20 protein-coding genes are annotated in these 19097 nt (G+C 61.6%); 5 read left to right on the forward strand and 15 right to left on the reverse strand.

Annotated elements, in window-relative coordinates; translation table 11 throughout:
- Nucleotides 1–16 precede the first annotated feature (16 nt).
- The 7 genes from FHT79_RS17140 to FHT79_RS17170 all read right to left on the reverse strand — a co-directional run bounded on the left by FHT79_RS17140 (nt 17) and on the right by FHT79_RS17170 (nt 6857).
- Nucleotides 17–238 carry an AlpA family phage regulatory protein gene (locus FHT79_RS17140; RefSeq protein WP_183903764.1) on the reverse strand — a complete coding sequence of 74 codons (222 nt, stop codon included), beginning with the start codon at nt 236–238 and terminating at the stop codon, nt 17–19.
- 97 nt (nt 239–335) lie between these two features.
- On the reverse strand, nt 336–1031 hold the full coding sequence (locus tag FHT79_RS17145; protein ID WP_183903765.1) for a hypothetical protein: 696 nt from the start codon (nt 1029–1031) through the stop codon (nt 336–338).
- Between the two features lie 404 nt (nt 1032–1435).
- A complete protein-coding gene (locus FHT79_RS17150; RefSeq protein WP_183903766.1) occupies nt 1436–1945 on the reverse strand; it encodes a DUF995 domain-containing protein in 510 nt (169 codons plus the stop codon).
- Nucleotides 1946–1962: 17 nt separating this feature from the next.
- Entirely contained in the window at nt 1963–2901 is a 939-nt protein-coding gene (locus FHT79_RS17155; protein WP_183844917.1) for a glycosyl hydrolase, read from the reverse strand.
- Between the two features lie 19 nt (nt 2902–2920).
- The gene (locus FHT79_RS17160) at nt 2921–4828 is read right to left on the reverse strand and encodes a glycosyltransferase family 2 protein (protein WP_183844907.1); all 1908 of its coding nucleotides are present in this window, start codon (nt 4826–4828) and stop codon (nt 2921–2923) included.
- On the reverse strand, nt 4825–5811 hold the full coding sequence (gene galE / locus FHT79_RS17165) for a UDP-glucose 4-epimerase GalE (RefSeq protein ID WP_047617040.1): 987 nt from the start codon (nt 5809–5811) through the stop codon (nt 4825–4827). Before galE ends, FHT79_RS17160 begins: the two co-directional genes overlap by 4 nt.
- The gene (locus FHT79_RS17170) at nt 5811–6857 is read right to left on the reverse strand and encodes a UDP-glucuronic acid decarboxylase family protein (protein ID WP_183903767.1); all 1047 of its coding nucleotides are present in this window, start codon (nt 6855–6857) and stop codon (nt 5811–5813) included. The genes galE and FHT79_RS17170 overlap by 1 nt, the downstream gene beginning before the upstream one ends.
- Nucleotides 6858–7210: 353 nt before the next feature.
- Between FHT79_RS17170 and FHT79_RS17175 the strand changes: the two genes are divergently transcribed.
- Nucleotides 7211–8359 carry an AraC family transcriptional regulator gene (locus FHT79_RS17175; protein WP_183903791.1) on the forward strand — a complete coding sequence of 383 codons (1149 nt, stop codon included), beginning with the start codon at nt 7211–7213 and terminating at the stop codon, nt 8357–8359.
- Between the two features lie 136 nt (nt 8360–8495).
- On the opposite strand, the gene FHT79_RS17180 is transcribed toward FHT79_RS17175, so the two are convergent.
- The gene (locus FHT79_RS17180) at nt 8496–8774 is read right to left on the reverse strand and encodes a hypothetical protein (protein ID WP_003556229.1); all 279 of its coding nucleotides are present in this window, start codon (nt 8772–8774) and stop codon (nt 8496–8498) included.
- 419 nt (nt 8775–9193) lie between these two features.
- Between FHT79_RS17180 and FHT79_RS17185 the strand changes: the two genes are divergently transcribed.
- Nucleotides 9194–9574, forward strand: coding sequence for a VOC family protein (locus FHT79_RS17185; RefSeq protein WP_025570273.1), 381 nt, complete (start codon nt 9194–9196; stop codon nt 9572–9574).
- A gap of 60 nt (nt 9575–9634) precedes the next feature.
- Here FHT79_RS17185 and FHT79_RS17190 read toward each other — a convergent pair whose 3' ends face one another.
- Nucleotides 9635–11632 (reverse strand): methyl-accepting chemotaxis protein, encoded by a 1998-nt coding sequence (locus FHT79_RS17190; RefSeq protein ID WP_025570274.1) that lies wholly within the window; start codon nt 11630–11632, stop codon nt 9635–9637.
- 437 nt (nt 11633–12069) lie between these two features.
- Between FHT79_RS17190 and FHT79_RS17195 the strand changes: the two genes are divergently transcribed.
- The gene (locus tag FHT79_RS17195) at nt 12070–12945 is read left to right on the forward strand and encodes a transporter substrate-binding domain-containing protein (RefSeq protein WP_025570276.1); all 876 of its coding nucleotides are present in this window, start codon (nt 12070–12072) and stop codon (nt 12943–12945) included.
- A 24-nt stretch (nt 12946–12969) separates the two neighbouring features.
- On the opposite strand, the gene FHT79_RS17200 is transcribed toward FHT79_RS17195, so the two are convergent.
- From FHT79_RS17200 to FHT79_RS17220, 5 genes are all read right to left on the reverse strand, one after another.
- Nucleotides 12970–13383 (reverse strand): tellurite resistance TerB family protein, encoded by a 414-nt coding sequence (locus FHT79_RS17200; RefSeq protein WP_025570278.1) that lies wholly within the window; start codon nt 13381–13383, stop codon nt 12970–12972.
- 100 nt (nt 13384–13483) lie between these two features.
- Nucleotides 13484–14191, reverse strand: a complete 708-nt coding sequence (locus tag FHT79_RS17205; RefSeq protein ID WP_183903768.1) for a thermonuclease family protein — start codon at nt 14189–14191, stop codon at nt 13484–13486.
- Between the two features lie 11 nt (nt 14192–14202).
- The gene (locus tag FHT79_RS17210; protein WP_183903769.1) at nt 14203–14877 is read right to left on the reverse strand and encodes a helix-turn-helix transcriptional regulator; all 675 of its coding nucleotides are present in this window, start codon (nt 14875–14877) and stop codon (nt 14203–14205) included.
- A gap of 123 nt (nt 14878–15000) precedes the next feature.
- Nucleotides 15001–15648: a response regulator transcription factor gene (locus FHT79_RS17215; RefSeq protein ID WP_097544954.1), complete on the reverse strand. Its 648-nt coding sequence runs from the start codon at nt 15646–15648 to the stop codon at nt 15001–15003.
- 92 nt (nt 15649–15740) lie between these two features.
- The gene (locus FHT79_RS17220; RefSeq protein ID WP_025570286.1) at nt 15741–16139 is read right to left on the reverse strand and encodes a hypothetical protein; all 399 of its coding nucleotides are present in this window, start codon (nt 16137–16139) and stop codon (nt 15741–15743) included.
- A gap of 177 nt (nt 16140–16316) precedes the next feature.
- Here FHT79_RS17220 and FHT79_RS17225 point away from each other — a divergent pair, with 177 nt between their 5' ends.
- Complete coding sequence (locus FHT79_RS17225; protein WP_183903770.1) at nt 16317–16670, forward strand: DUF952 domain-containing protein; 354 nt, start codon at nt 16317–16319, stop codon at nt 16668–16670.
- Nucleotides 16667–17755, forward strand: coding sequence for a quinone-dependent dihydroorotate dehydrogenase (locus FHT79_RS17230; RefSeq protein WP_097594925.1), 1089 nt, complete (start codon nt 16667–16669; stop codon nt 17753–17755). Before FHT79_RS17225 ends, FHT79_RS17230 begins: the two co-directional genes overlap by 4 nt.
- On the opposite strand, the gene FHT79_RS17235 is transcribed toward FHT79_RS17230, so the two are convergent.
- The gene (locus tag FHT79_RS17235; RefSeq protein WP_028756104.1) at nt 17731–19077 is read right to left on the reverse strand and encodes an MATE family efflux transporter; all 1347 of its coding nucleotides are present in this window, start codon (nt 19075–19077) and stop codon (nt 17731–17733) included. The two genes, FHT79_RS17230 and FHT79_RS17235, sit on opposite strands and share 25 nt — an antisense overlap.
- Nucleotides 19078–19097 lie beyond the last annotated feature (20 nt).

Consider the following 19097-nt stretch of genomic DNA (forward strand, 5'->3'; position numbering starts at 1 on the left):
GCATGCGTTCGCTTTTTCACAACGCGTCCCCCTTTTCGAAGCGCTCGAGAAGGTCGCGGATGTCGCTCGATTTCCATGCGACTACGCGTTCTGAAACGCGAACTGGTGCGGGCCACGTGCCCGCCTTAATTTTCGAGTAAATCGTGGAGCGTGATACTGGGATGTATCGGAGCACTTCGGACAAGCGCAGCAAGCCGACTTCGGGCAACATCGCCACCGGTGTTGATTGAGGTTTCATTTAATGATGTCTCCTTTCGGGTTAAAAGACATCACCGATAGTGTGCATTTTCGTTCCGAAAGCGACCAGAATAGATCCCCGAAATTCGCCCCGATTTTCAGCGAGCGGTTCTGGGTATTTTCGCGTTTCGGGGGTTCCGAGCAGGGTAGTTCTTCAGCACAGTCTTGACCATTTCGGTTGTTATTCCGGGGTCCATTTTTTTCAAGGTGACTGCGAGAAGCTTCGCATCGGAATGGACGAAATCGTTTTTGCCCTTTGCTATCTTATAATTTCTACGAAACTTCCTCCCAAGCGCGTACTCAAGCGCGGTCATCAAGACATCGAGAGGAATTTCAAGCTCAGTGTGGGGGCGTCTGCCCGGGCGTGATCTTGCCCGAGTATTGAAGAAATTTTCGGCATCTTTCAGGGGTGAAATTATCCTGTTTTTGTAGAAATTTGGATCTTTGTCTATATATTCATTATTTAGTGCCTTTATATCTTTGTCATCTAGAGCTCTGAGGGTTGAGATGATCCTTGAGAATTTATTACGTGTCTTAAATTTGTTGGTTTTTACTTTTATAGATTTTCGATATTTTTCATTAATGTATCGATCGAAGCATCCCCAGATGAGATAGCGGAAATGCTCCATCTTCTTGTCATCGAAAAGGAACTTGTGGACATCTGGTTCTGCGCGTGCATGTTCTCTTTTTAGGATGTCGATAGCTGCCGCTTCCATCAGTGAGAGTGTTTCGGCGGTGCTCCGCCCAACGTGTGCTTCCCAGTACAACTCACCTGGACTACGTTCATTTGTCATGTCTCGATCGCTGCCCCTATTGTCTGGTCGGCCGCTTTGCAAAGGTGAGGCACTTGTATCGCAACGGCGAACCTATGTTACTTTGATTACAGGACGTGAGGATTCCTCACTAAGTATTCGCTATCAAAGAGCCACGATAATCAATCGCTTGAAATGAGATTTGGCAAGGGTTGCTGCGTTTCGGTATAATTAACGGTATTATGAATCTACAAAACATAAAATCTCGTGATTTCAATATGATAATTTGGTGTTGTGATTCCCTTCACCCGCTCCACTCACCCTCAGGCCGTTCGCCGCCTTTTGAAGGCGCTTTGCGATCTTTTATGAAAAGGGTTGCGCGCAGGCACCGGCTCCTACAAGGAAACAGATGGCGCCTCGGCCGCGCGCAACCCCTAGCTTCGCCTTTATTTGGTCTTACTGACGCTCGTCTCAATTCTCCCCAATTGAGACCTCACGTAGTCGCCGTGGCGAAGCTTTGCGAATTCGTCGGTGGCTTGTGGCTGTCTGCTCTTGAACACGTACCATTGACCGTCCGGTTCGCGTTTCTGATAGATCAGGCCGCCCTTCTTGCGGTGGCTGAAGCAGGTGATTGCCGTCGCCGTTCCGGTCTTGGCGTGCCAGTCGGCGTTGAAGCAGAGTTTGCCCGACTCCGTGACGAACCAGCGGCCCATGCCGAAGGATGGCGAGCCATTTTCCCGCGACCAGGCGGTAAAGCGACGCGCCTTCGCGGAGAAGTAGCCGGCGCCGGCTTTCCACATCCAGGAATTCTGGTTGTAGAGCTGATAGATTTCCGCGCTGCTCATCGGCTTTGCCGTCTCGATCCCCGCAGGCTCATTGGTTGCGGCAGCGGACGCAGCCGTAGCGATACCGCTGGTCAGGGCGACGGCCAGGAACATTTTTTGAAGCATGGACATGTTCAGGTTCCTTCTGTTCAATTGATGCTTTCGCGGACGAGCCGCCAGTCGGGGCGGCCATAACCGTCCGGCCACGGATAGACTTCACGGTCGTTGAAGTAGATGACGGCGCTGAGGGCCGGGAACTGCGGATAGCGTTTCGTTACGCTCTCGGCCCAGTTTCGCACGAAGGAATCGTCGCCTTCGTAGCCGAGTTCGGCAACCATGATGGGCTTGCCGTAACCCGCGACACGGGCGTATCCGGGCGCAAGGTGCTCGGCAAACGTCTGGTCACGGCCAGTCTTGTCCCTGTCGTATTGCTCCAGGCCAAAGACCGAGAGGCCGATGATATCGACGACATCACTGCCGGGATAAAAGGCCTGAAGCCCCTCATTGCCCTTCGGTGACCACATGTATTTGGCCGTCTTCAGGTGGACCTTGCAGACCTCCACCATCCGGCGATAGGCCTTGGCATAATCGGCGCCCTGCCAATGCGACCAGGAGAACTGGCTGTCGGTTTCGTCCATTTCCTGTCCCCAGCGAATGATGACCGGACTTTTCAGCGTGGCAGCGGTCGAGCAGACGGCGGCCATGTTCGCATCGCGCGAACCGTCCAGGATGCTGTGCAGCAGTTCCTGCGAGGTCTGGCGCCAATCGCGTGACCAGGTCCAGGGCTCGACCGAGATCAGCAGGGTGCGGCCACGCGCTTGCGCATAATTGTCGGCGAGGACGAGCGTGCGCAGATCGACATCTTCCCAGGGCAGGAAGAGGTGTTCGATCTTCGAATCGGGCGAGGCGCCCAAATCTCCGTGCGGATCATAGGCGCCGAACGTGATCGACTCCTTCGTGACGACCGGCATTTTGGTCGGCGGCGCGATGGACGATGTCGTCATGGCAAGCGACTGCCCTTCGGCAGAACTGCCCAGAGCGGTCGGCAGCACCGCGACTCCCGATAGCAACAGGCCGGTTAACGACAACAGGGCTATTTTGGATGGGCTATGCATTGTGTAGTTCCTCCACGCTCGGCCGCACGTCCGGGTGAGCGGCATCGGTTCTCAGTTGGATCTCCTCCGGATCGGAAATCCATCGTGGTTTGAAAAAGATCGTGCGCAGCGCGGTCCCGCCCCGGCCTGCACCGGAGACGGCATAGCGCTCTTCGAACAGCTGAAGGCGGCCGCTGCCCCAGGCGAGTGCCTCGGTCGCATCCTTTCCGCGCATGATGGTGGCAGCTCCCGGCAGCGCGACGAGCGCAACAAGCGCGGTCGCCATCGCCGGACGATAGAAACGCGGGGCCGCCGCAACCGTATTTTCCTTCGAATGGCGCCCGACGATGACCAACAGCAGCGCGCAGTAGATTGCCGCGTTCAGGACGGTGAAGAAGTAACCCCCCTTGGAGGCGCCGGCATCGTCGATTGCCAGGGCGGGCAATACCGCCATGAGCGCCAGCAAAGCGTAGGGCGCCAGGACACGCACCGGCAGCAGATCGACTTCGGACCGCCCTTTCGGCGTGACGCGGAAATCGACGAAGGAGCCTGTCACAAAATCGTGCACCGCAGCCAGCGTGCCGGCGAGCGCCCAGGGCCAGCGCGCGAAGAGAAAGAGCATGCATTCCCAGCTCAGGATCTTGGCGTCGTAGGGGCGGAACGAGTTGCTGGCGCGCCAGCGATAAGCCATCACCACCAGAGCGATGGAAAGCGGTGCGAAATGCGCCAGGAAATCGGGGTAGGTCACCGTCACGAAGTTCTGGCCGCGCACGAGCGCGATGATCGGCAGCGCAAACATGAGCAACATGAAGAACGCAAAAAGCGGATACCAGAGTTGCGAAAAGAGGAACTGGAACTGGAGCCGCCGCGGCAGCCGGCCGACCAGGCTCGGCGAGTACCGCAACAGCACCATGACCAGGCTGCGCGACCACTGGAATTCCTGCGTCACGAGATCGCTGAAGGTTCTGGGGCCGTCACCATGGGCGATGGCATCCAGCGCATGCACACCCCGCCAGCCGCCGGCATTCATCATCAATGTCGTCGAATGGTCTTCAGCCAACTCCGGACCGAGGCCGCCGATCTGTTTGAGGGCGACGGTACGCACCGCGTAGTGCGAGCCTATGCACAGCGGCGCCAGGCCGCCATTGTAACCGGCTTGGAGCGAGCCATGCATGCTGGCCTCGGCATAGAGCCTTCCACGTGCCGACCAGCTTTCGGAAGCGTTCTTGTCGCAAATGCTGGGGGCCGAGACATAGCCGACTTTTGGATCGGCGAACGGACGCAGCATGTGGAAGAGATAGTCGGGCGCGGGAACATGATCCGCATCGAGTTGCGCCACGAAATCGTAGCGGCTGTAGCCGTAGTGGTCGTAGAAGAAGGCGAGGTTGCCCTCCTTGCACCGCGTGCGTCGGGGCCACGACGTCCGATGATAATCGGATCGCCCCTTGCGGGTCGAGACGAAGACCCCGTGCCTGGAGCACCAGTCGAGAGTCTCGGGGGAAGGGTCTTCGTCGGCAAGCCAGGTGTCGTGTTCCACTTCCTGGGCAAGCATTGCCAGCAGGGTTTCACTGACGACCGAGAAGGGTTCCGCTGGCGCCTTGGTCACGACCATGGCCACGCGGCTGCCCGCCGGCAGGCGCAAGGGGCCGTTCGGTCTTGCCGCCCGATAGAACACGACGATGAAATAGGCCGGCAGCGCGGTCACCCAGGCAAGAACGACGCTCACCGTAATTGTCCCGAAAGCATCGACGTGATGGCGCGGCTCCAGCCACCAGATCCAGAAATAGGCGAAGGCGCAGAGCCATACGGCCGCCGAGAACAGATATTCGGCCCGCCGATGTCCGCTCAGAACCGGGACAAGAAGCGGCTCGTGGGAGAGTTCCGGAGCATGCGTCGCTTGGGTAATCGCAAGTTCGGTCACGCGCGCGCCTCCAGTCCGAAGAACGGAGCCGCCGTCCGCACGATGGTTTGGAGGTCGGAATAACGAGGCTGGAAGCGGAGCGTCTCGCGGGCCAGGCTGGCGTCGGCGTAGAGGCTGGGTGGATCGCCCGGCCGGCGTGGATGGATGACGACCGGGACTGCGCATCCGGTCGTTTCCTGGATCACGCGCAGGACTTCCCTGATGGAAAAACCCCGCCCGGTGCCGAGGTTGACAGCGAGGTTTGCTCCGCCTTTGGCGAGATGGGTGAAGGCCTGAACGTGGGCGCGCGCGAGATCTGCGACGTGAATATAGTCCCTTATGCAGGTCCCGTCGGGAGTATCGTAATCATCGCCGAATATCTCAAGATGCGGAATCCGGCCGGCCGCGGCCAGCAGCGCCCGCGGAATGAGATGAGTTTCCGGAACGTGCCATTCGCCAAGATCGCCGTCCGGATCGGCGCCACAGGCATTGAAGTAACGCAGGGCAACATACCGCAGGCCGTAGGCCGCCGCATAATCGGCGAGCATATGCTCGCCGATAAGCTTGGTCTTGCCGTAGGGATTGATCGGAGCCTTCGGCAACGTCTCATCGATCGGCAGCACCGAGGGGACGCCGTAGACGGCACAACTCGATGAGAAGATGACGTTCCGAAGCCCGGTCTGCCGGCAGGCATCGATAAGCGACAACGCACCGCCGACATTGTTGTTGTAATATTTCGCTGGGTTTTGCACGGACTCGCCCACGTAGGCCGAGGCGGCAAAGTGGATGACGGCATCGGGAGCATATTTCTCGATGACCTCGATCAGGCATGACGAGTCGAGGACGTCACCTTCGACAAAAGGCCCCCAGCGCACGGAGGAACGGTTTCCGGTCGTGAGATTGTCGTAGACGACAGGCTCAATCCCCTCCGAGCGGAGGAGCTTGGCGGTGTGGCTGCCGATATAGCCGGCACCGCCCGTGACAAGGACCCGGGGCGCATCCATCAGACCGCCTCCAGTTCGCGTGCCGGACGGGTGAGAAGGCCATCGAAATAGTCGATCGTCTGACGCAGGCCGCTCGACAGCTCGATCTTCGGCCGCCAGTCGAGTTCCTGCATGGCAAGCGAAATATCGGGGCGACGCTGACGCGGATCGTCAACCGGCAGAGCGCGATGGATGATTTGCGACCGCGAGCCGGTCAATCCGATCACCTGCTCGGCCAGCTCCCGGATCGTGAATTCGCACGGATTGCCGAGATTGACAGGCCCCGTCAGCGACGACGGCGAGGCCATCATGCGGACCATGCCGCCGATGAGATCATCGACGAAACAGAACGAGCGGGTCTGCGAACCGTCGCCATAGATCGTGATGTCTTGCCCCGTCAGGGCCTGAACGATGAAATTCGAGACGACGCGGCCGTCGTCCGGACGCATCCGCGGGCCGTAGGTGTTGAAGATGCGGATGATCTTGATCTCGACGCCGTGCGTGTTGTGGAAGTCGAAGAACAGCGTCTCGGCGCACCGCTTGCCCTCGTCATAGCAGGAGCGCGGCCCGAACGAATTGACGTTGCCCCAGTAGCTTTCGACTTGCGGGTGGACGTTCGGGTCGCCGTAGACTTCGGAGGTGGATGCCTGAAGGATGCGTGCGCCGGTGCGCGCGGCCAGCTCCAGAAGGTTGAGGGAGCCCAGCACGCAGGTCTTTGTCGTATGGATCGGATCGGCCTGATAATGCGGCGGCGATGCCGGGCAGGCGAGGTTATAGATCTCGTCGACTTCCAGATCGAGCGGGTGGACGATATCGTGGGCAATGACGTTGAAGCGATCGACCCCCTTCAGATGGGCGATATTGCGCCGCATGCCGGTGGAAAAGTTGTCGAGGCAGATCACCTGGTGTCCGGCCGCCAAAAGCGTCTCGCACAGATGGGATCCGAGGAAACCTGCGCCACCGGTGACAAGAATTCTCTTGGGAGTACGAGATGTTCCGCATGGATCATTTGCGTCACGAGCCGAAGTTAGAACAGGGCGCGCACGAATCTTACCAAGATAGTTCACGACCACCTCCCGTGTTTCAGATTTTGCTGTGAAATCTTCGATTTTTACTTCGACATACCGCGACATTAAGTCGTTCGATCATGCGAATATTTTATTCATCCGGTTTTTCTTCTGGAGAGAACCGATGTTTATTTAGATACAGCTAAGGGAGGCAATTGTCGTTATCCTCGCGTCCTGGAAATTATCGCTCCGTACATTTCAGAGCGAAAAGGAATATGGTAAACAACTTATGGAGGATACTTTTCGAGCACTTCCGCTTTTTCAGACGTAGTTCTGCGGAGATTTCAGCCGCAAAAACAATTGCTTTTCTCAATTTCCATGGCTCGGGTCGGGTTATGCGCTGGAGGAATTGGATGGCTACAGGGTCTGAAACCGACGATGATGCTGCCGCCGAACAGGAACGGCCGGCGCATATGGAGCGGCGGCGCTGGCCGCGTGAACCGGCCATGCGCAAGGAACGCCCACTCCATGCCTCCCCTGCACTCGTGCCGCTGCGATTCTCGACGCAGGACCTGCCGCCGGCAGAACAATTCGAGGCCTGGCGGGCACATATGGCGCCGCTCGTGGATGTTCATCTGCCGGAGGGAAAATCACCGGAAGACGGGTTCCTCGCGGAGCAGATCGGCTGGCATCTCGGCGATATCCTCGTCGTCCAGCAGCGTGCGCATGCCCACAGATATATCCGCGATCAGGCCATGCTTCGATCGAGCCCCATCGACCATTGGAACGTCGGCCTGCAGCGCAGCGGCCAAGCCTGGACCGAGGTCAACCGTCGTGTCACCGAGACCGGTGCTGGCGAGATTTTTTTCATGTCTCTCGGCAGCCCCTATCGCGGACGGATGACCGATACCGAAGCTTTGCTCGTGTTCCTGCCGTATGAGTTGCTGGCTCGCGATGCGGGCCTTCTCCAGAGCGCCGGCAACACGGTTTTTTCGGGCAGCCACGCCGAGTTGCTCACGGGCTATCTCACGGGCCTCGAAACGAACCTCGGCAATCTGACGATAGAGGAAGTGCCCCGGATCATCCAAACCATCGGCGATATGGTCGTTGCGGGCGCCGCATCGTCCACAAGGACTGATACCGGTCAAAACCAGGCCAACATGGGACTGATGGAGCGGGCGCACCGCTACATTCACGTCAATCTCCATTCGGAAAACTTGACACCGGACATGATGTGCCGCGCGCTGGGGATATCGCGTACGCGGCTTTACCAGCTGTTTGAGGCGAACGGAGGCGTGCTCAATTATATTCGCAAGCGGCGATTGCTGCAGGCCTATGCGGATCTCAGCAATCCGGCCGACCACAGGCCGATTTCAGAAATCGCGGAAGCCGCCGGTTTCGAGGTCGCCGCCAATTTTACGCGCGCCTTCATCCACGAATTCAAGCTGAGCCCGCGTGAAATCCGAAGGACGGTGGCAACCCAACAGCGGCCGGCTCCGGCCATCCGCTCCACGCGGCGTTACGGAAAAACGATCGGTGATTGGCTGGCCCTGACGGGTTGATCCGGCTCGGACTGAAATCCAGACTCGAAGTCCGTCAAGCGGCGGTCGGCGCGCTTGCCGAAGACACCCCGGACTTGATCCAGACCCATGGCCTCTAAACCGTCTGGGCGATGTATCTAGACCACGCCGACCAAGCCTAATCCCCGAAAAAGCGGATCGGCTTATATTGCCGGTGCGCGATGATCAGGCTCCGGTCGGGCTGGATGATGTAGGTTTCCTCCACCTGCCGGCCGTACTGGTCGATGAAATCATGCGGAAAGGCGGAACCAACCGGCGATTTGGTGAGTTTGGTGCGCGGCTGGCCGCTATAGGTGATGCTTCCGGGGATGGGTTCGAGGCCCGGTCCGCTGTAGCTGACCGTGTTGCATCCCGCCAGAACGAGCGTGCCAACAAGGCCGATGATTGCAGGTTTCATGTCCATCCCTCCCAATGCCGTGAATAGTGTCACTCTACCCCTTGCCGGAGAGAGTTCCCGACACGAATGCCCATGCCGCTCTTCAATCCTTTGGGAAGCACCCCGGGGGACGTCGTGATCGAGCGGCCGGACGCGACGTCCACCTATGGATAATAGGGTGAGAATCCCGTTCCTCCAGACGCGCCGACCCATCCATTGCCGAAACCGGTGCTGTCTGCTAGATCGGCATCGTCGAAAAAGGCAGGATCGGTTGAGGTAAGCCCGGTCCCTTCCGTTGGCGCGTTAAACGCTCTGGGGAAGCTCTGCTCCGTGCCATGGCACGAGAACCCGCGACGTGATCCGCATCAAGATGCGGGATCCCGGCGGCGTGCGGAGACGGCAAAAAGGCAGTCCCGGGTTTTTTTCGAACGGAGACTGTCATGCGCTTGAACCATCTCGATTTCCACGTTCCCGATGTCGCTGCCACGGCGGATTTCTTCATCCGCCATTTCGGTCTGAAGCTTAAGGATATGCGCGGTCAGAACGGCCTGGCGATCCTGGAAGACGATACCGGCCTCGAAATCGTCCTCAGCCACGCAATCGCAAAATTCGGCACCGCCGATCAGGTGGAAATGGGGCGCCAGACCTATCACATCGGCTTCATTCTGCCCGAGAGGGCGGATGTCGATGCGGTCCATACCGGGCTTGCGGCTGCCGGTGCTGATCTGTCCGGCCCGCCGGCCGCCATGCGCGGCGGCTGGCTGTTTTACTGCACGGCGCCCGGAAACATCCTCGTCGAGATCGGCTGGCGGCCGGGTTAGACGATACCTAAAAGGAAAGGGCGGCCGCAGCCGCCCTTGCCAATGCCTGTTTTGACCGGCTCAGAATTCCGTCCAGTCGGCATCTGGGCTTGACGATGGTGTGCTGCTGCCGGCGCCGAAGGCGTTGGCGATTTTCTGGCCGAGCGCGCGGGCCGGCGAGGCGGCCGGACGGGCGGTGCCTTCTTTGGCGACGCGGATCGGGGCTGCCCTGACTGCCGGGCGCGGGGCCACGCGCGGTGCTGCGGCCGGGATCGGCGCGCTGGCGGTGAAGCCGCCTGTGCCGGTCAGCCTGAACTGGCCGAGCAGGTTGTTCAGCGCCGCCGCTTCCGTGGCGAGGCTGTGGCTGGCGGCGGTGGATTCCTCGACCATCGCCGCATTCTGCTGCGTGCCCTGATCCATGGTGTTGACGGCGGTGTTGATCTCCTGCAACCCGATCGATTGTTCGCGGGAGGCTTCGGCGATCGCGTGGACATGCTGGTTGATTTCCTGCACTTCGGCAACGATCGCATCGAGCGCCTTGCCGGTCTCGCCGACCAGCGAGACGCCGGTCTGCACATGTGTGCCGGAATTGGTGATCAGCCCCTTGATCTCCTTGGCGGCATTGGCCGAGCGCTGGGCGAGTTCACGCACTTCCTGGGCGACGACGGCAAAGCCCTTGCCGGCTTCGCCGGCGCGCGCCGCTTCGACGCCGGCGTTCAGGGCCAGCAGGTTGGTCTGGAAGGCGATGTCATCGATGACGCCGATGATGTTGGAGATTTCACCCGAGGATTTCTCGATCTGCTGCATGGCGGAAACCGCCTTGCGGACGACCTCGCCGGATTTCTCGGCGCCGAGGCGGGTGCGGGCGACGAGCTGGCTCGCCTCCTCGGCACGCTTGGCGGCGTCGCGCACCGTCGTGGTGATCTCTTCGAGCGCCGCTGCCGTCTCTTCGACCGAGGCCGACTGCTGTTCCGTCCGGTGGGAAAGCTCGTCGGCGGACGAGCGGATCTCGTTGGCGCCGGCGCTGATCGCCCGGGCATTGGCGCCAACCGTGTGCATGGTTTCGTTGAGCTTCTCGACCGAATTGTTGAAATCCTCACGCAGCGCATCGAGATGCGCGACGAAGGGCTCGTCGATATGCGAGGCGAGATCGCCGGCGGCAAGGCGGCGCAGGCCGTCGCCGAGTGCGGCAACGGCGCGTTCGAGTTCGGATGCTTCGCGGGCCTTCTGCGCCTCGCGTTCGCGCCGCTCGCCATCGCTGACATTACGGTCGGTTTCGGCGCGCGCCTCGATCTCCGCCCGTTCGATCGCGTTGTCGCGGAAGATCGAGACGGCCTTTGCCATCTGGCCGACTTCGTCGCGGCGGTCGAGGCCGCTGACTTCGCTTGTCGTATCGCCTTCGGCAAGCCGCGTCATGCGCTGGCGCAGCTGCGTCATCGGGCCGGCGATGCCCATCTGGGCGACGACCACGCTGACGCCGACGGCAATGAGAACGGCGATGCCGATCAGCACGAGGCAGAGGACGATCCGCCCGTTGACGGAAGCCGAAAGCGCATCGCCGCCGTCGTTGAGCATCGCCATCATCGCATCATTGTTGGCGATCATTTTCGGCGTCAGGGCATCGAGCTTGGCATTGATCAGCGCAACATTCGAAAGCGCGCCGGCGCTGTCCTTGGCCTTGCTCTGTTCGATGATCTTGTTTGCCAGGATTTCGATTTCGTCGATGCCGGCCTGGATCTCATCGATCGCCGCCTTGCGGCTGGGCACCAGCGCCAGCGCCTGCTTCATCCGGTCACGCGCCTGCGGCAGCTTGCTCGGCGTGGCGAGCGCCGTCTGGAATGCCGGCGTATCGGGCTTCATGTCGGCAATCAGGGTTACCTGCAGCACCGAGGCCACCGCCGATGCGCTGGCGCGCGCGCTCAGCATCGAGGCCTGCGCTTCATGATCGATGAAGGCGCTGTAGGCGGCGTCCGCACGGCGGAACTCGGAGATGACGTAGATCAGCCCGGCCATCGTGATCAGCCCGAGCAGCGCCACGACCGAGATGATTTTTGTGCGGATTTTCAGATGCTTCAGCATGGAAATGTCACCCGATTGACGGGGCGTGTCGCGCGCCCGGTGCTTTTGAAATCAATTGCTGCAGAAAGGACTGCTTCAATATCGCGGTTCAAGGATAGGTTTGGACTGACGCGTGCATCATGCGATCGGCTGGCGGGGTCCGATGTCGTCGCAACAAATAAAAGGCGATATTCTTTAATTCCGCGCTAACACGGCGGCGCGGATGCCCGCAATTTTTAGGGGCAAAAGCTGCGCGCCATCGCATCCAGGATCAAGCCTCGGAACCGGCATGCAACAGAGCCTCATTCTGAGGTGCTCCGCCGGCCTCGAAGGGCGAGGCGGGTGTGCCGACACGACTGTCATTCTGCTCCCCCACTCCCACACATATTCCCCGCCACGCATGACTCTGATACATCTCGCCGCAACGCTTCCCACTGAGCCCCGAGATCAAGATCACGATGACGCAATCCAAGCTGGCATCCCTGACTCTGAAGGTTTTCTTCGCGTTCGGCCTGTTCTTGTCAGCGCTCTTTTCGAGCCTTGCCGCATCCGCCCAGCAGGCGTCGCCCTCGCTGCCGCTGCTTTTCGATGCGCGCGAACGTCTTGCGAGACCGGATCTCTCCTCGCTGGTGCGCCTGCGCTTCCTGACATCGGTCGATTTCCCGCCCTTCAATTTCACCGATCAGAACGGCAAGCTCTCCGGCTTCAATGTCGACCTCGCCCGCGAAATCTGCAGCGAGCTGGAGATCTCGGACAAGTGCCAGATCCAGGCGATCCCCTTCGCCGACCTCAAGGATGCGCTTGCCGCCTCGCAGGGCGATGCCGTCATTGCCGGCCTTGCCGTGACGCCGGAGCTGCGCCGGCAATTCGTCTTCTCCCGACCCTATCTGATGCTGCCGGCGCGCTTCGTGCGCAATCTCGCCGTGCCGCTCGACGGCAAGACGGCTGCCGCCCTTTCCAGCCATCCGGTCGGTGTCGTCCGGGGGACGGTGCATGAGGCGATGCTGGCCGCCTTCTTCCCGGCGATCAAGGCGCAAGCCTTCGACACCAAGGACGCCCTGCTGGCGGCGCTCAAGGACCGCAAGGTCGATGCCGCTTTCGCCGATGCGCTGCAGCTTTCCTTCTGGGTTTCTTCGCCGGCTTCGGCCAAATGCTGCGCGCTTTTCGACGGTCCCTATCTCTCCGAACATTTCCTCGGCGAGGGCATGACGATCATGCTGCGGCAGAAGGATGGCGTGCTGACGGCGGCCATCGACCACGCGCTCGCCACGCTGTCGCGCAACGGCCGTCTTCAGGAAATCTATCTGCGGTATTTCCCCTACGGGCTCTATTGACGCCGCGGTCCGAACTGCGCGCGCTCAGCCCTTGCGGAAGCGCGCAATCGCGCTGCGCTCGATCGCCGCGCAGGTGAGCTTGTCGAGACCGAGCCGGTCGCGCAGCAGGCTGAGCAGCCGCAATTCTTCCGCCTTGACCGAAAGATCGGCGGAGGCCACTTCGACGGCCAGCGCATAGGCCGTGTCGTAAAGCTTTACCGGCAGGGTGTCGCGCACGGTTTCGAGCACGACGTCGAGGCCTTCCGGCCCGGCCAGCAGCGCGGCGCAGTCGCGCGCCACCGAAATCAGCTTGTCGTCGTCGAAATCCCGGAAAACCGGCAGGAACCCGATCAACTGGCCGATCCTTGTCATCTCCCTGTCGTTCATCGTGCTGTCGACGGCGGATGCCATCACCATCACGTAGATCAGCGCATCATGGGCGGAAAGCGGCTTGTTCATCTCTGATTCCTTTTTCGATCTGCCCAGATTAGGAATTGGTTGCCGTCATTACAAGAGATCGGCCATATCCGCGGCTGTTCGCGCTTGTCATGGCGGCCGGTCATTTGCGGCGCGGATCGGCGCCATAGACGCCTTTTCCCGCCTGCTTGGCCGTCTCGGCGATCCCCGCAAGCGGCGACCCCGCCGCCGCTTCCGCCCAGCCATTTTCGGCAAGCCATGAGCCGAGATCCTGGGTGCCGAGCCGGCAGGCGGCCGTCACCGTTTCCTTCCATTCCGCTGTCTCGAGATCGCAAGTGACGCTGCGGTTGCGCAGCAGCTGACGCAGCGCCGTCTTCGCCATCATGCCGCAGGGCCATTGCCGGCCCGCCGGCCCGCATATTCTGTCGGCCGGCGTCGGCACGATGCCGGTAAGCTGAAGTTTCCGCTCGCCAAAGGAAAGCATGCCGGCATTTTCGACCATCGGCCGCGCCAGCTCCATCGGTTTTTTCGCGGCCGGGCCGGCCGCCTGCCCGGCCGTCGTCTCCGCTTTTTGCGCTATATTGGCGGGTTTGGGTGCGACATCGCCGCCTGGATCCGGAGCGGGCGGAACCGCCGGTTCCGCTGACCGGGCGATCATTTCGGCTTGATCGTCCGAAATCGCAGCGGCTTTGCCGGCTGCGGGGGCAGCCTCCGCCGCGGTTGCCGTTTCCTCTGCGGACGTCGTCTCTTCCCCGACTGCGCCGCCGCGGAGTCTTGCTTCGCCCGCCATCAGCAGGCCGGCCACCACCACCATCCCTGTGAGACCTGTGAAGATGGCGGCAGGGCGCATGGAATATCTTCCTATTGGCTGGCCCAGATGATGCGGGCGATCCAATCGACGTCGGAAAGCTCGAGGGTGCGGTTGGGATGTTCGGGATTGAGTGACATCAGTTCGATCGACCGCGGGCTCTGCCGCAGCAGCACCTTGGCCATCACCTCGCCCTCGTTTGTGCGCACGACGACGCGGTCGTTGCGGCGCACCTGGGCGCCCGGCTCGACGATCAGCACGTCGCCGTCGCGGTAAAGGGGCATCATGCTCTCGCCCTGCACCTCCAGCGCATAGACGCCCGCCTTCTGTGCCGGGGCTGCCGGAAATTCCACCACGTCCCAGCCCTGGCCGGCCGGAAAACCGCCGTCGTCGAAGAAGCCGCCGGCGCCGGCCTGCGCGAAGCCGAGCAGTGGAATGGAGCTGCCTTGCTGCGGAAACGCGCCGTCAGACTGTCCGGCCGGATGTCTCGGCCCGCCGTCCGGTCGCATGAAGGCAAGAAACTCCTCCATGCTCGCCCCTGTCGCGTCGAGCACCTTGGCGATCGATTCCGTCGAAGGCCAGCGCAAGCGCCCGTCGGCGGAAAGCCGTTTCGACTTGTTGAACGAGGTCGGGTCGAGCCCGGCGCGGCGCGCAAGACCGGATGGCGTCAGCTCGCGCCGTTCGGCAAGCCTGTCGATCGCTTCCCAAATCTGGTCGTGTGACAGCATATGCGCCCGATCCCTGCGCGGCTGATTCAGCGGCGCGCTTCAACCGGGCGGAATGTTAACCGACCGGCCGGCCCGAGTAAAGATCAGGAGGAATAAAATCCTGTCACATCAGGCGTGCCACGTTCAGGCAACCATCGCCATATTGATCTTGCCGAGCTGAATCACGGCCTGCGTCCGGCTGTCGACATCGAGTTTCAGCAGGATCGCCGAGACATGCGCCTTGATCGTCGCCTCGGAGACGCCGAGTTCATAGGCGATCTGCTTGTTCAGCAGCCCTTCGCCGAGCATGGTCAGCACCCGGCTCTGCTGCGGCGTCAGCGTATGCAGACGGTGGATCAGGTCGGCGACATCGGGATCCTGCTCCTGCCCGTCACGGTAGCTTTCCGGCGTGGCGATGTCGCCGGCAAGCACCGTCTGGATGCTGCGGCGGATATCGTCGATGCCGGAGGATTTCGAAATGAAGCCGGAAGCCCCGAGCTCCAGCGCCCGGCGGATCGTCGTCGCATCGTCGGTGGCCGAGACGATGACGATCGGCAGGCTGGCGAATTCCGAGCGCAATGCCATCAGCCCGGAAAAGCCGCTGACGCCGGGCATGGCGAGGTCGAGCAGCATCAGGTCGGCATCCGCATGGGCGCCGGCGGCCCGGCGTGCGGCCGCGAAATCGCCGGCCTCGACGATCGCCTGCCGGCCTTCCATGCCGATCACCGCCTGGCGCAGTGCGTCGCGGAAAAGCGGATGATCGTCGGCAATGATGATGGTTTGTTCCTGCATCGAAAACTCCCTCCCAAGAGCCCGATCATGCCCCCATGCGACGCCGTCCCTCCGCGTTGCATGCTGGCTTGCTGGTATATGACTATATCAGATCAGGTCTTCTGCGGAAGGGGATTGGTGTTTTCCTCAGCCTGGAACTCCTTCACCATCCCCATGAAACTCTTCATCATCCGCTCCATGATGCTGATCGAACGCTCGACCTCGGCGTCGCTCGGCAGCGCGCGCTGGGCGACATTGCCCTGTTCGAGCGCCGTCACCCGCTTTGCCAGCCTGTCGAGTTCGTCCTCATAGGCCGCCCGCTCGTCGGCCGCCATCCGGCAGACGAGGGCGCCGTCCTTGTCCTGGCAAATCGACATGGCGCCGGTCTGCCGGTCGAGACGGACAAAATGATCGCCGCTCTTCTCCAGCTGGAAGCGGCCGGCATCGGTTTCAGCCGCCGAGGCCGCCAACGGCAGGAGAAAAACGCCAAGTGTCAGAACCAAAACCTTCATCGTCTCATCCTCCGGATTTTGCTACTGGAGCATGATGCCGAAAAGTGTGCGCGGTTTTCGGACGACATCATGCTCTAATTCTGTTCCAGCGGTCCCGTTTTTCGCGCCGGGGCGTGGACATCGCCGCCTCTTTCCGGCAAAGCCTCGTGACCAAGGACCAGCAGTCGCGAGGCCATGATGACCCTGACACCGACCCTTTACAAGATCGTGACGGAAACGCTCTGGCAGCAAGCCAGACAAACCGGCACTTTTCATGGCGCCGGCATCGATCTCACGGATGGCTTCATCCATTTCTCGACGGCAGCCCAGGTGAAGCAGACCGCCGCCCTGCATTTCGCTGGCCAGTCCGGCTTGCTGCTGATTGCGGTCGATGGCAGCGGCTTCGGTGACAAGCTGGTCTTCGAGCCTTCGCGCGGCGGTGATCTCTTCCCGCATCTTTTCACCGATCTGCCGCTGGCGGCCGTGCTCTGGGAGGCGCCGCTGCCGCTCGACGAAGCCGGCGCCCATATTTTCCCGGAGCTTAGGCCATGATCGATCCTTTCAAGCGTCTCGCCCGAAAGGGTCTCTTCCTGTTCGATCCGGAAACGGCACACGGCATGTCGATCGCCGCGCTGAAATCCGGCCTCGTGCCCGCCTGCCAGCTCAAGCCCGATCCGCGCCTGCGCCAGACCGTCGCAGGCCTTACCTTCGACAACCCGCTCGGCATGGCCGCGGGTTACGACAAGAATGCCGAGGTCCCGGAGGCGCTGCTGAAGCTCGGCTTCGGCTTTACCGAGATCGGTACGGTGACGCCGAAGCCGCAATCCGGCAATCCGCGGCCGCGCATCTTCCGCCTGGTGGAGGATGAAGGCGTCATCAACCGTCTCGGTTTCAACAATGAAGGCCATGATGCCGCCTTCGGGCGCCTCGCCGCGCTAACGGGCGGTGGCATGATCGGCGTCAATATCGGCGCCAACAAGGACAGCGAGGATCGCGTCGCCGATTATGTCGCCGGCATCCGCCGCTTCTATTCCGTCGCCCGCTATTTCACCGCCAACATCTCCTCGCCGAACACGCCCGGCCTGCGCGACCTGCAGGGGCGCGAAAGCCTGGCGGTGCTGCTGTCATCCGTGCTTGCGGCACGCGACGAGATGGCGGCGACAACAGGCCGGAAGATCCCGGTCTTTCTGAAGATCGCCCCCGATCTGACCGAGGAAGGCATGGATGATATCGCCGCCGAAGCACTCTCGCATGCGCTGGATGGCCTGATCGTTTCCAACACCACGCTGTCGCGCGACGGGCTCAAGGATCAGCGCCAGGCGAAGGAGGCGGGCGGCCTTTCCGGCGTGCCGCTGTTCGAAAAGTCGACGGCGGTGCTCGCCAGGATGCGCAAGCGCGTCGGCCCTGATCTGCCGATCATCGGCGTCGGCGGCGTCTCCTCGGCCGAAACCGCGCTGGAAAAGATCAGGGCCGGCGCCGATCTCGTCCAGCTCTATTCCTGCATGGTCTATGAAGGCCCGGGCCTCGCCGGCGATATCGTCCGCGGCCTGTCGAAACTCCTGGACCGCGAAAAGGCCGGCTCGATCCGCGACCTGCGCGATACCAGGCTGGATTATTGGGCGGCGCGGAAGGTCTGATCGGCGCGCCGCTTGACCAGCATCGCCAGGAAGACGCCGCGGAAGAGCAGGAAGGCGTTCATCGCCAGCCACAGGCCATGATTGCCGAAGAGCGGCACGAAGACCGCCAGCATCAGCAGATAGCCGGCAAAGGACATCAGCATCCGGTTGCGCATCTCGGCCGACCATGTCGCGCCGATGAAGACCCCGTCCATCAGGAAGGCGAGCGCGCCGGTCAGCCCCGTCACCGCCGCCCAGGGCAGATAGGTTTCGGCGGCCTGCCGGACCTCGGGTGAAGTCGTCAGCACCGAGATCAGCCAGGGTCCGGCGAGGAAGAAGAAGGCGGAGCCGATCGCCGCCAGCCCGAAGGACCACAAGATCGTCAGCCTCAGCCCGCGGTCGAAGGCCGGCCGGTAACGCGCGCCGATCGCCCGGCCGATAATCTGTTCGGCGGCATTGGCAAGCCCGTCGAGATAGTAGCCAGACAGCAGGAAGAAATTCATCACCACGGCGTTGGCGGCAAGCGTCACCGCGCCGAAGCTGGTGCCGATCCGCGTCATGATGGTGAAGGCGCCGATCAGCACGAAGGTGCGGATCAGGATGTCGCGGTTGAGCGCGAAAAGCTCGGCCAGCCGATGCCGCGAAACGATCTCCGCCCATGCCGGCCGCTCTGCCTTGTTAAAGCCGCGCAGCACGATGACAAGCCCGGCAAGCGCGCCGACGGTTTCGCCCGCCATCGTTCCCCAGGCGACCCCCGTCACGCCCCAATCGAGGGTCAGGCCGAGATAGATGGAAAGCAGGATGTTGATGCCGTTGATGATCGCCTGCAGCAGCAGTCCGATATTGCCCTGTCCGCGTCCGAGCACGAAGCCGAGGATGGCGTAATTCGCCAGCGCCGCCGGTGCCGCCAGCATGCGGATGGAGAAATAGGTGCTGGTCGCCTCGGCGATCGCCCCCTCCGCGCCCATCAGCGTCAAGCCCGCCGCCATCAGCAGCGGCGAAAGACAGAGCAGCGCCAGCCCGCAGCCGAGCGCCGAGATCATCGCCCTGGAGAAAACCGCCTGCTGTTCGTGCTGATCCCGGCGGCCATAGGCCTGCGCCGTCAGCCCTGTTGTCGAAGCGCGCAGGAAGTTGAAGCTGCCGAGGATCAGATCGAAGAGCATCGCGCCGATCGCCAGCCCCGCCAGCGCCTCCGCATTGCCCATGCGGCCGACCACGGCGGTGTTGGTCAGCCCGAGCAGCGGCGTCGTCATGAAGCCGAGCGTCATCGGAAGGGCGATCGACAGCACCAGCCGGTGGGTCACGTCGAAAGCGAGCCTGTTGTCGTCGATCCTGCTATCCATGCCTGCCTCGCCGCGACAGC

Origin of the sequence: Rhizobium sp. BK212 (assembly GCF_014197475.1) — a bacterium.
GTDB lineage: Bacteria > Pseudomonadota > Alphaproteobacteria > Rhizobiales > Rhizobiaceae > Rhizobium > Rhizobium anhuiense.